General features: G+C 66.9%; 11 protein-coding genes. 4 read left to right on the top strand and 7 right to left on the bottom strand.

What is annotated here, in order from left to right; genetic code table 11:
- Window positions 1-33: 33 nt before the first annotated feature.
- Together A5747_RS02745 and A5747_RS02750 are read right to left on the bottom strand one after the other, a co-directional pair.
- Complete coding sequence (locus tag A5747_RS02745; protein ID WP_076122126.1) at window positions 34-1,509, bottom strand: TfuA-like protein; 1,476 nt, start codon at window positions 1,507-1,509, stop codon at window positions 34-36.
- A complete protein-coding gene (locus A5747_RS02750; RefSeq protein WP_083667099.1) occupies window positions 1,506-2,786 on the bottom strand; it encodes a YcaO-like family protein in 1,281 nt (426 codons plus the stop codon). Before A5747_RS02750 ends, A5747_RS02745 begins: the two co-directional genes overlap by 4 nt.
- A 413-nt stretch (window positions 2,787-3,199) precedes the next feature.
- On the opposite strand from A5747_RS02750, the gene A5747_RS02755 reads away from it, so the two are divergent.
- Window positions 3,200-7,657, top strand: coding sequence for a non-ribosomal peptide synthetase (locus A5747_RS02755; protein WP_076122127.1), 4,458 nt, complete (start codon window positions 3,200-3,202; stop codon window positions 7,655-7,657).
- 71 nt (window positions 7,658-7,728) lie between these two features.
- The gene (locus A5747_RS02760) at window positions 7,729-8,496 is read left to right on the top strand and encodes an IclR family transcriptional regulator (RefSeq protein ID WP_076122128.1); all 768 of its coding nucleotides are present in this window, start codon (window positions 7,729-7,731) and stop codon (window positions 8,494-8,496) included.
- Here the strand turns inward: A5747_RS02760 and A5747_RS02765 are convergent.
- From A5747_RS02765 to A5747_RS02785, 5 genes are read right to left on the bottom strand one after another with little or no spacing between them, the layout of a single operon-like run.
- Window positions 8,484-9,212, bottom strand: a complete 729-nt coding sequence (locus A5747_RS02765; RefSeq protein ID WP_076122129.1) for a class II aldolase/adducin family protein — start codon at window positions 9,210-9,212, stop codon at window positions 8,484-8,486. The two genes, A5747_RS02760 and A5747_RS02765, sit on opposite strands and share 13 nt — an antisense overlap.
- Window positions 9,209-10,003 (bottom strand): 3-(cis-5,6-dihydroxycyclohexa-1,3-dien-1-yl)propanoate dehydrogenase, encoded by a 795-nt coding sequence (gene hcaB, locus A5747_RS02770; protein ID WP_076122130.1) that lies wholly within the window; start codon window positions 10,001-10,003, stop codon window positions 9,209-9,211. Before hcaB ends, A5747_RS02765 begins: the two co-directional genes overlap by 4 nt.
- Window positions 10,000-10,227, bottom strand: coding sequence for a dihydrodiol dehydrogenase (locus tag A5747_RS02775; RefSeq protein WP_076122131.1), 228 nt, complete (start codon window positions 10,225-10,227; stop codon window positions 10,000-10,002). The genes hcaB and A5747_RS02775 overlap by 4 nt, the downstream gene beginning before the upstream one ends.
- Window positions 10,224-10,754 (bottom strand): 3-phenylpropionate/cinnamic acid dioxygenase subunit beta, encoded by a 531-nt coding sequence (locus A5747_RS02780; RefSeq protein ID WP_076122132.1) that lies wholly within the window; start codon window positions 10,752-10,754, stop codon window positions 10,224-10,226. The genes A5747_RS02775 and A5747_RS02780 overlap by 4 nt, the downstream gene beginning before the upstream one ends.
- The gene (locus A5747_RS02785) at window positions 10,751-12,082 is read right to left on the bottom strand and encodes an aromatic ring-hydroxylating dioxygenase subunit alpha (RefSeq protein WP_076122181.1); all 1,332 of its coding nucleotides are present in this window, start codon (window positions 12,080-12,082) and stop codon (window positions 10,751-10,753) included. The genes A5747_RS02780 and A5747_RS02785 overlap by 4 nt, the downstream gene beginning before the upstream one ends.
- 215 nt (window positions 12,083-12,297) lie before the next feature.
- Between A5747_RS02785 and A5747_RS02790 the strand changes: the two genes are divergently transcribed.
- Together A5747_RS02790 and A5747_RS02795 are read left to right on the top strand one after the other, a co-directional pair.
- Window positions 12,298-13,230, top strand: coding sequence for a Rieske 2Fe-2S domain-containing protein (locus A5747_RS02790; RefSeq protein ID WP_076122133.1), 933 nt, complete (start codon window positions 12,298-12,300; stop codon window positions 13,228-13,230).
- On the top strand, window positions 13,227-13,712 hold the full coding sequence (locus tag A5747_RS02795; protein WP_076122134.1) for a hemerythrin domain-containing protein: 486 nt from the start codon (window positions 13,227-13,229) through the stop codon (window positions 13,710-13,712). The genes A5747_RS02790 and A5747_RS02795 overlap by 4 nt, the downstream gene beginning before the upstream one ends.
- Window positions 13,713-13,744: the final 32 nt, after the last annotated feature.

Genomic DNA, 13,744 nt, shown 5'->3' on the forward strand with positions numbered 1-13,744 from the left:
CGTGTTCTCCGCGTTGCTGCTCCGAGGTCGGCGTCACCCCCGACCGCGACCGAGGGTCCCGACTTCGAAGGTCGGCAGCTGGTCATCGGCCGCTGCCACGGCAAACAGCGAACCGGCCGCGTAGAAGGCATCCTCGGTCATCAGCCCACGCCGGGCCAGCGCTACGCGGTCCACTGGGGTGCCCCACCGGGCGCCGAAGAGGTGTTTGAGTCGTGTCGGATCTGGCCGGTGAAGGTTCAAGTGCGGCTTCTGGAGTGCCAATTCGTCACGCCTGGCCACCGCCCGCGCGGCCAGCTGGCGCCATTCGGACTGCCTCGGATCATCGCGCAGCAGATCGAGGAAGTGCTGGACGGCCGGCAGCGAGCGGCTGAAAAACAGCGTGCGCGTGACGATCCGGGCCGATATTGCGATCGGATCGGCACCCAGTGTTTCCCGCTCGTCGGCGGTGAGCCACTGCTCGCTGACCGTTTCGGGAAAGCCCGACTCGTCGATGATGCCCGTGGCCTGCGCGTACCGGTGCGCCACGGTCTGCAGGGCCGCCAGCTTTTGTTCGTCGGTGTCGCATGGCGCACCGGCGGTCAGCTCGGTGACGGCCGCAGCGGCACGCTCCTTCACGCTGCCCGGCTCGGCGGGATGCTCCGACGTCCAGTACCAGGCGGCGACCTGCTCGAGCGCGGGCAGGTACGCCCAGTGGTCAGTCGCGCACACGCTCAGCAGCGACAGCACCTCGTCATCGCGAATATTCACGATCGACTCGTCGCCGTTTTCGCCCGCTACGGCGACGGCCGTCGGCGGTGCCCAACGCTGCCGCCACCGGTGCGACCAAACGGTTGGAGGCGGGCCCGGCGCGGCGGTACCGCCACCGGGCCCACGGGCAATCTCGCGCAGTGCGAGCAGCGCATCGGCATGTTTGACGTCGACCCGCATCGACCGCAGCCGCTTGGCCAGCTCTCGGCTTTCCGGGACGTGCACGGCGTCCAGCAGCCGGTTCCAGGTGCGCATGGTGAAAGGAGTGCGGCGCGCTTCGTCGATGAGTCGATCGGACAACGATGCGGCCAGGACTCCGGATTCGACTGCGGCCCTGAGGGTTTGACGGATGTTGACCAGGGCATCGACAAAGACCGGGTATCCGTCCTCGGGATGGCCGTGCACCATACCTACCTCGTCGTCGGCCTCCAGCCATCCGTCCCGGTAGCCCTCGAAGACCCAGCCGTAGCCTTCCATGCCGAATTCGTGCAGTTCCGCCGCGCGCAACGCACCCATGCTGGACGAACCGACAACCCGCACGCCGTCGTCGATCAGGGCGAGGAGTTCTTTATGGCGGACGGAGGCCGACTGAAAGAAAAGCCCGTCGACGATCAGCAGCGTATCGCCTGGCCGCAACCCGTACCCGAGAGCATGTCCGAACGAAATCGGTTGCACCACTTCAGCTTTGGGCACCACGGTTCGGATGTCGTCGACGCCGATGGTGGGTCCGGCTGTCACGACGATGCGCGCGGAGGTTGTCATGCGGGGGCCTGCAGCGGGGTGCGCATCGGCGAGACGATCGAGGCCATCAGGCCGGGGGCGATGACCTTGACGACGGGGACGCATCCGCCGGGGAAATCGCACACCACGGCCAGCGGCTCGGTGCCCGACCGGGTGGCCACCGCGGTGGCCGCCGATGCCGTCAGCTCGGCCAGCGAGTCGGTGCCCTCGATCTGCCACGGCTTCGGTTCCGCGCTGGGCATCGACCGCATGGATCGCGCCGCGGCGCCGTAGGTGTGCAGGCGGGCAAAGCGTTGGTAGATGGCCGCGGGCAGATCCTCGCGCGCTCCGCTGATGGCGGTCAGCCGGGATTGCGCGGCTTCGGTGATCGCCCGTGACAATGCCACGTTCGGGTCGTGGTGCAGCCCGCTACCGCTGAACGGCACCTCCACCGCCGGCGATGTCAGCTCCGCTGCGAAGCAGAAGAAACCGTCCCAGGTGTCGAGCCGGGCGATCTGCAGTTCGCTACCCGCCTGGTGAACCTTTTCGACCAATTGGGCGCAGTCGGAGGCGGCCACGTCGTCGAGCGGCACGTGGAACAACGTCGACCCCGGTTCGGCGGTGGCAAGGCTGTGCCGTTCCATAACCTCGTACAAAGCGTGCAGGGTCGCCTCGTCGTAACTGTTGCCCGAGGCCAATCCGGTGGTGTCCATCGCGAACATCGGCGGTCCCCAGGAATCGGTGACCGCCACGTTCACCAGGACGGCTAACCACGGCACCCAGGTCTGACGGCCGGTCAGCAAGGTCGTTGCGATCATCCAATCGAGCTTGACGCCGGGATGGTAGAGGCTACCCCAGGGACGGTTGAGGTCGGCGGGATCGTAGGTCAGCTCCGCGGCGAGATTTGTTGTGGGCGTGCGTAATAGGTCTGGCTTGACGTTCTCGACGTGCCAGTTCTCCAACGACTCCATGACCGCGGAGACCTGCGCGGCGCGATAGGTGGTGGCCTTGCCCTGACTGACCGTCAACGTCAGCGAGGCCGGTCGCACCGCCTGCACAGTCGGAATTCCGATGTCGTCGAGCCAGGTGAGGTCGGCTACGCGGGTGATCCCGGCGGGTGCCAGCAGAGGTTGGACAGCAGACCAAGTTTGATCGGGGGAGATGATGCGGTGGGTGCCCGAGCGGTAGGCGATTCGCGCTGAATCGGGGTGGCCTAAAACGCGAGCCGGCCAGTGCGACCAATCCGGGCCGGCCAAGTCGTGGGCCGATGTGGCCGATTGGTGAATGTCGTGAGTGTCGAATCCCGACAATTCCGACATAGCGTCACGGTACTTAGTCCGCGCGCAGGCGGTGAGCGTTTTGATAATGGCGGGAGTCCTATCTCGTCAGGGCGTGAGACGAGACTCCCGCCATGTTCCTCAGGCGGCCGCCTCGTCGGCGTGGAACGCAGGAGCCGTGAACGCGGTCTCGGTCTCGCAGAAGAGAAGCTCGTGGGACATATGATCACCCCCCTCCTTCCGAATGCCAGGTGGCGCGTCTCAGCAAGTTTTTCGGTTTCCGGGCCTCAGCGGAATCCGACGATTGGCTAGTGCACGGGGTAATTTTGACTACGCCGATTGGGGGACAGGGCTGTCCCCCAATCGGGATAGGAGTCCGCGGCAATTCGCGCGAGGTGCATGGTCGATATCATTCGCGTGACACAGTGCCCGAGTGTCGAGCCGAGGGACGACGTGTGACCCGACCTGCCAAGAATTCGCCTGAACTGACGCGAGGACAGCGCGACATTTGGCTGTCTCAGGAAACGGGCGATTCGGCGACAGGGTGGCAGGCCGGGTATTTCGTGGTGATCAGCGGTGTGGTCGAGCCTGGCTTGCTGGAACGTGCGATCCGGCATGTGGTTGCCGAGGCGGAGCCACTGAGAGTCGGCATTTTCGAGCTCGACGGCCAAATCGTTCAGACACCCACCGATTATCCGGACGTCGAGGTCCCCTTCTACGACGTGAGCGGCGCGCGGGAACCCTTTCAGGAGGCCCGCAAGCTGGCGTCGTCCATTCAACGCGACCCGATGCCGTGGGGCGGCCCGCTGTTCAGATTCGCATTGTTTCGCACACTGCCAGATGAATTTTGCTTGTTCATTTGTATCCACCACATCGCCATCGATGGATTCGGCTCCGTCCTTTTCGCAAATCGCGTCGCCCTGGTCTACTCGGCCTTTGCCGCCGGGGCACCGGTTCCGGCTCCCGCTTTTGGCTCGCTGTACGACCTGGTCGCCTGCGAATCGGAATACGAGGCATCCGGCAGTTATCAAGAGGATCTCGCGTTTTGGACCGAGAATCTTCCCCCGCAGAACAATCGGGCGGATTATCGCTTGCCGGGGGGAGGCGACGAGCATCATGCGGGCACCGCGTCCATGCCGGTGCCGTTGGATGTTGCGGTCGTCGAACGGGCGCAGCGCCTGGCCGACGCGTTGGGCGTTCGTCGATCGGCTGTGCTTACCGCGGCGTGTGCGCTTTTGGTACCGGGTTGGGGCGCAGGGGGCTCCGAGGTGGTACTCGACTTCCCGGTGAGCAGGCGAACGACTCGAAAGTCGAAGACGATTCCGGGGATGGTTGCCGGGATCGTGCCGCTGGTGTTGAGGGCGTCGCCGTCCTCGTCGGTCGCGGACCTATGTGACCATGTGGAGGCTCGGATACGAGAAGTTCTGCGGCATCAGCGTTTTCCGGTGCAGGAATTGCTGAACAGCGCTGCGCACCGGAGCGCATCCGCGACGCGGGACAGGGTCGCCGTCAATTTGTTTCCGTCGACAACGATCCCGCCTTTCGGCGGTGCGCCGGCATCGTTGGTCTACACCAATTTCGGGCGTGCGGACCGATTCGGGCTGTTCTTCATCCAGGATGGCGACCGGCTGTCTCTGAGCACCGCGGGTGCGGATCCGCCGTCTCCAGATTTCGAGGGCCCCGCGTTGGCCACCCGCCTGGAAAAACTGCTCATGGCCATGACCTCTGACCCGGGACGGTTGTCCTCGATCGCGCTGCTCGACGAGCCCGTGCGCGCCCGACTCGATGCATGGGGCAACCGTGCCGCATTGACGAGCCCGGCACCCTCAACCTCGACGGTGCCGGGACTGTTTGCCGCCCATGCTGCGCGCATCCCGGGGGCGGCCGCGCTGGCATGCGGCGGCGTGGTCTTGACCTATCGGCAGCTCGACAACGCCAGCAGTCGGCTCGCATCCCGGTTGACGGGGGTCGGGGTAGGCCGCGGTGACGTGGTGGCCCTGCTGCTACCACGCAGCAACGAGGCCATCGTCGCGATCCTGGGAGTGCTGAAAGCTGGAGCCGCTTACCTACCCATCGACCCGGATCACCCCGACGCCCGCATCGCGTTCCTGCTGCGGGACACCACACCGGCAGCGGCGCTGACTACTCGCCAGCTGGCCCACCGGCTCGAAGGCCATGACCTGGTCGTCATCGACGTTGGTGATTCCGCTGACACCGCAGCGGGCGCACCACCCGGCGCGGCCTTGCCGACCCCGGCCGCCGAGGATATCGCCTACATTCTCTACACCTCGGGCACCACCGGGGCGCCCAAGGGAGTGGCGATCACCCATCACAACATCACCCAACTGATCGGCGCGCCGGCACCGTTCAACAACCAGACGAGCCGAGCGATAACCCAATGCCATTCCTACGCTTTCGACTTCTCGGTGTGGGAAATCTGGGGCGCGCTCCTCAACGGTGGATGCCTGGTGGTGGTCCCTGAACAGGTGACGCAGTCGCTGGAGGACTTTCACGCGCTGCTCGTGGCCGAACAAGTCACCGCCCTGACGCAGACTCCGTCGGCTGCGGCGGCGCTGTCGACAGACGGCCTGGCCGGTACGACATTGGTGGTGGGCGGTGAGCCCTGCACGTCCGACGTCGTGGATCGCTGGGCGCCCGGGCGGGCGATGATCAACGCCTACGGACCCACCGAAACCACGGTGTGCGTGTCCATCAGCGATCCGTTGCAACCAGGTTGCGGGGTACCACCGATCGGCCGCCCGCTGCCGGGAACAGTGTTGTTCGTCTTAGACCAGTGGTTGCGCAGGGTGCCCGTTGGTGTGGTAGGCGAGTTGTATGTTGCGGGCGCCCAGGTGGGCCTCGGATATTGGCGCCGCCCTGCCTTGACGGCCTCGCGCTTTGTGGCGTGTCCGTTCGGCGGGGACGGGACGCGAATGTATCGCACCGGCGACCTCGCGAGCTGGAGTTCCGACGGGCAACTGCACTACGCGGGCCGGGCGGACGACCAGGTCAAGATTCGCGGCTACCGCATCGAGCCCGGCGAAATCGCCGCCGAGCTGGCACGGTTGCCGGGGGTAGGGCAGGCCGCGGTGATCGCCCGCGAGGACCGTCCCGGCGACAAACGCCTCGTCGGCTACATCACCGGTGCGGCCGACCCGGCCACCGTTCGAACCGAACTGGGCGCCCGCTTGCCCCACTACCTAGTGCCGGCGGCGATCATGACCCTCGAGCGGTTGCCGCTGACCGTCAACGGCAAACTCGACACCGCCGCTTTGCCGGCCCCCGAGTACACCGCCGCCGAGTACCGGCCTCCGAGCACCCCGGTCGAGGAAATCCTGGCCGGTCTCTACGCCCACGTCCTCGGGCTGGAACGGGTGGGTGTCGACCAATCATTCTTCGATCTGGGTGGGGACTCACTGCTGGCCATGCGCGTCACCGCGGCGCTCAACGCCACTTTGGACGCCCGCTTGTCCGTGCGGGCCCTGTTTGATGCGCCCACGATCGCCCAGCTGGCGCCCCTCGTCTCAGCCGGTTCGACTCCGTCGACCCCATTGGTTCCGGTGGTGCGGCCCGCGGCGGTGCCGTTGTCGCAGGCCCAACACCGGATGTGGACCGTCACTCAACTGCACGGACCGTCTCCGGTCTTCAACATCGCGTGGGCGCTGAGGCTTCGGGGCCCCCTCGAGGTCGAGGCGCTGCGCCAGGCCCTCGTCGACGTGGTGAACCGCCACGAAATCCTGCGCACCGTCTATCCGGCCCTCGAGGGCACACCCCGACAAGTCGTCGTTCCTCCCGAACGGGCGGACTTCGGCTGGCAGGTCGTTGACGCCACCGGGTGGTCCCCGCGGCGGCTCCAGCAGGCCGTCGCCGCCCATGCCCGTCACGAATTCGACCTGGCCACCCGGATCCCGTTGTTCGCCCAGTTGCATCGCGTGGCCGACGATGAACACCTGCTGGCCATTGCCGTGCACCACATCGCCGCCGACGGCTGGTCGGTGGCCCCGCTATCGGCCGACCTCGACACCGCCTACCGCAGTCGATGCGCCGGCCACGCCCCCAAGTGGGAGCCGCTTCCGATCCAATACATCGACTTCACGCTGTGGCAGCGCGCCCATCTAGGGGACCCGGCCGATCCGCACAGCATCATCGCCACCCAGCTCAAGTTTTGGGAAGAGACTCTCGCGGGCATGCCCCTAGGCCTGGAGCTAGGCTCCGCCCGGCCGGACCAAGCGGTGGCCGACAACCGCGGCGACATCGTGGCCGTAGAGTGGCCGGCGGCGTTGCACCGCAAGATAATCCGCGTGGCCCGCCAGCATCACGCCAGCAGCTTCATGGTTGTCCACGCGGGCTTCGCTGCACTGCTGTCCAAACTCACCGCCAGCACCGACGTTCCTGTGGGAATCGCGGTGGCTGGCCGCGGCCACCCGGCGCTGGACGATTTGGTCGGGGTCTTCGTCAACACCGTCGTGCTACGCGTCGGAGTGGCCGATGACGACACCTTCGCGGAGCTACTGGCTCGCGTTCGTGCGCGCGGCCTGCAGGCGTTCGACCGCCAGGACCTGCCCTACGGAATTCTCGTCGACCGGATCAGCGCCGCGCGCTCAGTGCCGCCCCGCCCCCTGATCCAAACGATGCTGGCCTGGCAAAACAACAAGCCCGCCGCGCGGGTGCTGGGCGATCTGGATGTCACGTGGGATCCGGTACACACCGGGACGGCACGAATGAACTTCTTGCTGTCGCTCACCGAAGAGTTCGCCGACGGCGGTGAGCCCGCCGGAATCAGCGGCGTCGTGGAATACCGCACCGCGGTTTTCACCCCGACCGCGGTCAAAACCCTGATCGACCACTTGGAGCAGTTGTTGGGGACGCTGACAGCCGATCCGCAATTGCGGCTGTCGTCGATCGACTTGTGAGGAGACCCAGGCGGCAGACTCGTGGGGCAATTGGGACGGCCGCGACGTGACGGACGGGCTACCGTGAGTTCATGTCCGGGAAGGGCGCGCCGCAGTACCCGATCGAGTCGGTCGACAACGCGCTCAAGCTGCTGCTGTTGTTGGGTGAGCAGCCGCAGATCCGGTTGAGCGAGGCGACGCGGTACCTGGGGGTGGCGTCCTCGACGGCGCACCGGCTGCTGGCCATGCTGGCCTATCGCGGGTTCGTCCGCCAAGACCCGGTGTCCAAGGCGTATCTGCCCGGTCCGTCGTTGACCGGTGTGGCGTTTGCGATCTTCGGCCGCATCGACATTCAGCGATCCGCCACGCCGATCATGCGCAGCCTCAGCGAACAACTACGCGAAACCATCCACCTCGGCATGCTCGACGGCGCCGGCGTTCGTTTCGTCGCCGCGGTCGAGGGTCCCGCCGCGGTGCGGGTGGCGTCGCGGCTCGGGCGCACCCTGCCTGCGCACTGCACCTCGACGGGCAAGGTCCTGCTGGCCCAGTTGTCCGAGCAGGAATTGCGTCAGCTGCTACCCGATGAACCGTTGCAGCGCATCACCTCTCGTTCGATCGGCAGCCGCACCGAGTTGGAGGCGGAGCTCGGCCGCATCCGCGAGCGGGGCTACGCGGTCAATCGTGAGGAGAGCGAGGAAGGCGTCGCGTCGGTCGCGGTGCCCATCCCGACCCGGGCGCCCGGCCTGCGCATCGCACTCAACGCCGCCGCCCCGCAGCAGCGGCTGCGCAGCTCGCAATACTCGTCGGTGTCCGCCGCACTCACCAAGGCGGCCAAGGAGATTGGCGATCAGCTCGGCTGAGCCCCCAAGCGGGCCACCTCGTGGCGCCAGGCCGCCTCGGCGGTGAACGCGGCTCCCAGGTCCGGCAGGTCGTCCCAGTCGGAGTCGTCGATCTCGGCCAGGGTGCCGCCGGCGGAGCGCACCCGCAACGACATCCGGGCAAGCGCGTCCACGCTGATCGCCTGCAGCACCGCCTGCTCGACGGTGGCCGCGGCGCTGGTGATCCCGTGTCCGCGGCAGATCACCAGCGGCCGGCCGCGCATGGCCGCCACCATTTCCTTGCCCAGCGCCGAATTCCGGATCAGCACGGCGCGTTCGTAGACGGGCACGCCGCCACGGGCCAGCCACGCGCCCGGAATGTCGTAGGCCCCGTAGATCGGCCGGATCTCGATGCCGGCGAGGTCGGCGGCGACGACGGCGGGCGGGTGCAGGTGCGCGACCGCCCGGTATTCGGGGTTGGCCAGCAGGGTTTCGACGTGGATCGGCAGTTCGTTGGGCACGCGGTAGCCGTCGAGTTCACCTGTGGCGCCGGCGGTTCCGTCGAACGTGATGAGCCGGACGTCGGACGCCCGGGTGAAGGCCACCCCGGTGTCGGTGTCGCTGCGGCACCGAATCAGCAGGCGCTCGTCGTCGATCCGCAGGCTCAGGTGACCGAGGATGCCGTCGACCAGGCCGCGCGCCGCGGCGACCCGGCAGCCTTGGGCCACCCGGGCGCGCTGCTCGTCAAGGCGCGTCATCCCGGCGCGCCCAACCCGAATCCGCCATCGGGGTGGATCGTTTCGCCGGTGATGCCGCGGGATCGGTCGGACGCCAGGAACACATAACTCCACGCGTGGTCCCGGCCGTCGAGCGCAATGTTGAGCGGGGTGCGCGCGGCGAGGTCGCGGGCCCGGTTGGGGGTGTCATCGAGCCGCACGGCGTCCAGTCCCAGGCTGGACGGGCCGCGTAGGTCGGTGCCCAGCGTGCCGCCCGGCGCCACCCCGTTGACGCGAATTCCGGGCGCCAGCTCGTGTGCCAGGGCCGAGACCAGCCCGCGCACGGCGAACTTCGACGAGACGTACAGCACGCCGCCGCGTCCGGGATAGAACGACGACGCGGACTCGGTGAGGATGATCGAGGAGCCGGTTCCGGCCTGCAGCGCCGGTACCGCGGCCTTGACCGAGTGCAGATGGCTGAGCACATTGGTGCGGAAGATTTCGTCGAACGCGGGGGCAAGGCCGTCGGCGTCGAGGTCGGCAATTCCCTTGTAGAAATCGAAGATTCCGACGCAGTTCACCAGGGTGTCCAGCCCGTCGAACGCGTCGGCCGCCGCGGCGACCGCGCGCTCGTTGGCCTCGCGGGTGACGGCGTCGCCTTCGATCACCGGGAGGCCGGGTGACTTCCGCCGCAGCGCCTCGCATTTCTCGGAATCACGTTCCAGCACAGCGACGTTGGCGCCCTCGGCACAGAACGTGTCGACGACGGCGCGGCCGATTCCCGAACCGCCGCCCACCACCAGCGCCCGCTTGCCCTGGAGCCAGCCCGTCATCGTTCGCCCTCGTCGGGCAGCAGCGGGCCATCGGGATTGCCGACCATGGCCGCCAGCGTACGACTGTTCTGCCGGGTCAGTGCCTCGATCTCGAGCGCGTCGAGGCTGATCGATCGCCCGGACTTTGGCGCGCTGATCAGCAGCCGCGACCCGTTGCGCGTATCGACTCGGCGCACCACGACCTCGGTGAATTCGTTGGCAATCGTGATGGCGCCGTCGCTCATAGGAACACCGCCAGGTTTTGCATCCGCAGCACCGACTCGTCGACAAAGATCGTGCGGCGGGCCAGCTTCCAGTCATCGCCACACCTACGCAGGACGTCCTCGCGCCCGCACGACAGCAGCGCGCTCTCGTTCACGTCCCCGCGGCTACGGAAGAGCAGTTCGGCCGATTCGGCCACCAGGTGTGCCTCGTCTTCGCCGTCGAAGGTGCGCACGTTGGTGACGAAGTGCCGCAGCCGCGACGGCGGATCCTCGGTCCAGGCGTGCTCGGTGGCGAAGCGCGCGACCCGCTGGCGTAGCGAGTACTTGTCCTCGTCGAAATGGGCCATCCCCGGTCCCCTTTCCGGTGCGGCGTCGAACCCGGCGCCGCGCGCCGTCGTAACCCGGACAGGCATCACGTAACGGACGTCGTCGGTTAGCGTGTCCAGCCACGCGTCGTAGTCCTGGGCGTCCAGCAGGTAGGCCTCGTCGACCAGGAACTGATGGGCTTGCAGATGGCGAATGTCGTTGAATGGCAGGGCTTTTCTCATGACAGGTAGTCCGCCCACAACGTCAGCAACGCGCGCTGGTTGTTCTCGTTGTAGCCGACCTGGGCGCGCCCCGGCCCGTGGAACGACTCGGCCGTCAGTGGCTCGATAACCGGACGGTCGTCGGGCAGCAGGCCCATCCGGCTGTTCAGCAGCAGGCGGCGCGCCATCGAACCGCCCGCGGTGGTAGTCAGCGACACCCAGTTCTCCACGTCGTCTTGTTCGAACATGCCGGTCGAACCGAAGCACATCAAATATGCCTTGTAGGAGTCCCGTTTGTACTGCGGGGGAGCGGCCGAGTCCACCGCGAACCACGAGCACACCTCGGTTTCGTTCTCACTGATCGGCTGCCACAGCCGGATCGAGATGAACGGCAAAACCGCCTCGCTGCCGGGCAATTTCGGCCAGTTGTGCACGAAACTCAGGTTCGGAAAGCAGGTAGCCGCGGAGATCATGAATCCGTCCTCGCCGACCACCCGCTGCTGCCGCGGCGTCCAGGTGTCCTTGATCCGGCCGATCATCTCGTCGGGATAGCCGACGTGGCGCATCCGCTCCTCGAAGCCGCCCGGCGGGAGTTTGTACGTGGTGCCGCCGCCGCGGTGCGCCCAGTAGGTGGCACCGTCCTTGCGCTTCTGGGCTTTTGGCTCGCGGAACAGCCCGATGTCGACGATCGACGCGTGCGTGTGCGGCGTGTGGTACATGTCGCCGGCGAAGTTCTCGGCGCCGATCTTCCAGTTGGCCTTGATCCGCCATCGTTGCGGCCCCCGCAGCTCGATGCCGCCGCTGCTCTGCTTGGTGTAGTAGTCCAGGTAGAACCTGAAGTCGCCGAGGAAGTCCTCGAGCGGCTCGGCGCGGGGATCCAGGCTGATGAACAACAGCCCGTTGTAGGCGGCCAGGTTCGGTGCCGGCAGCAGGGTCTGGTTTTTGGCGAACCCCGCGTCGCCGCCGTAGGCCTCGCGGTGGAACGGCAAGCCGGTGAGCCGGCCGTCGTTGCGGTAGGTCCAGCCGTGATACGGGCAGCGGAAGTTGGAGGCGTTGCCCATCTCGGCTCGGCAGACCTGCATGCCGCGATGCAGGCACATATTGAACAAAGCACGCACTTCGCCGTTCGCGCAACGGGTGACGATGAAGGAATCGTCGAGAACCCGGCGCACTACGTAGTCGCCCTCCTGCGGGATCTCCGACTCGTGCGCCACGAACGTCCACGCCCGGCCGAACAGGCGTTCCTTCTCCAGCTCGAAAAGCTGCCTGTCGTTGTAGATGTGCGCGGGGATCATCCCCTGGCGGACGTTCTCGAAGACAGCCACTAAATCGCTGTGCTGATCTGCCATCGGGCGGCTCACTCTGCTCTACAGAAGGATCTTCTGGTCAATAGAATCCGCCAAAACGGTCCCGCCGGCAATCCCGAAGGATCCTTTGAGCTGATTCACAGGTGCCGCACAATCGACGACCGGGTGGGCGCCGCTACGGTGGTCCCGGGCAGTAATCTCCGCGTTTGCGTATCTAATCGTCGTATAGCGCTGCATGTGAGGAAGGGTAGGTAGCCATGGTTGGTCGGTCACGGGATGGCCGATTGCGGAATGTCGGACCGCGGGTGTTGTCCGGCATCGGGCGTCAGGAGTGGCTGGATCGGCCGAGCTATCGGTTGGAACACCTGCTCAGCTTCGCCTACAACGGACTCGGCCGGGCCCGCAACGCCGTCACCAATGCGCTCAACGGTGTGTGGCTCGGGCACCCGGTTCATCCGCCGCTGGCGTCGCTGACGAGCGGGGCGCTCGGCACGACGGTGGCGCTGGACGCCCTCAGCCTGCTGCCGGGCCAGCCGGCCACCGAGGTCCGCGACGCATCGCGGTTCGCCTCCCGCGCGCTCGGCGTCGGCATCCTGGCGAGCATCGGCTCTGCCATCACCGGCGCCACCGACTGGCAGCACACCCACGAGCAGGATCGCCGGGTGGGGCTGGTGCACGGCGTGGTGAACATGGTGGCGACGGCGCTGTACGCGCGGTCGTGGTGGGACCGCCGCCGCGGTCGCCACGGCCGCGGGATCGTCCTGAGCGCGCTGGGCTACGGCCTGACGCTCGGCGGCAGCTACCTGGGCGGGGCCCTGGTGTTCGACTCCGGCATCGGAATCGACCAGTCGGGCGAACGGCTGCGCACCACCGAGTGGACCCCGGTGTTGCCGGAGGGCTCGTTGAACGGAAAGCCGGTGCGGGTCGAGGTCGACGGGGTGGGGCTGGTGGTCTGCCAGACCGAGCCCGGCGAGGTGTCGGCGTTCGGTGAGTTCTGCCCGCACCTGGCCGCTCCGATGGCCGACGGCTGGGTCGATCGGGGCCGGATCGTGTGTCCATGGCACGGCTCGTGGTTCGCGGCCGAGTCGGGCGAGGTTTTGCGTGGCCCTTCGGCTGCTCCGCTGCCGTGTTACGAGGCCAGGCTGGTCGACGGAATGGTCGAAGTGCGTGCCGAGGAGGTAGCGAAGTGAACGCGTACGAAGTGCTGAAGGATCACCACGTCGTGATCAAAGGGCTCGGTCGCAAGATCAGCGAAGCGCCGGTGAACAGCGAAGAGCGCCATGCCCTTTTCGACGAGATGCTGATCGAACTCGACATTCATTTCCGCATCGAGGACGACTTGTACTACCCGGCGTTGGGGGCGGCCACCAAGCTGATCGCGATCGCGCACGCCGAGCATCGGCAGGTGATCGACCAGCTGTCGGTGCTGCTGAAGACCCCGCAGACCGCGCCGGGGTACGAGCAGGAGTGGAACTCGTTCAAGACCGTGCTGGAGGCGCACGCCGACGAGGAAGAGCGCGACATGATTCCCGCTCCGCCGGAGGTGAAGATCACCGACGCCGAACTCGAGGAGCTGGGCAACAAGATGGCCGCCAAGATCGACCAATACCGTGGCTCGGCGCTGCACAAGTTGCGCACCAAGGGTCGCGCCGCGCTGGTGCGCGCTCTGTAGCTCACGGCCGCATCGCGCGGGTAGCGTCACGG

Origin of the sequence: Mycobacterium sp. IS-836, from assembly GCF_001954275.1 — a bacterium.
Classification (GTDB): Bacteria; Actinomycetota; Actinomycetes; order Mycobacteriales; family Mycobacteriaceae; genus Mycobacterium.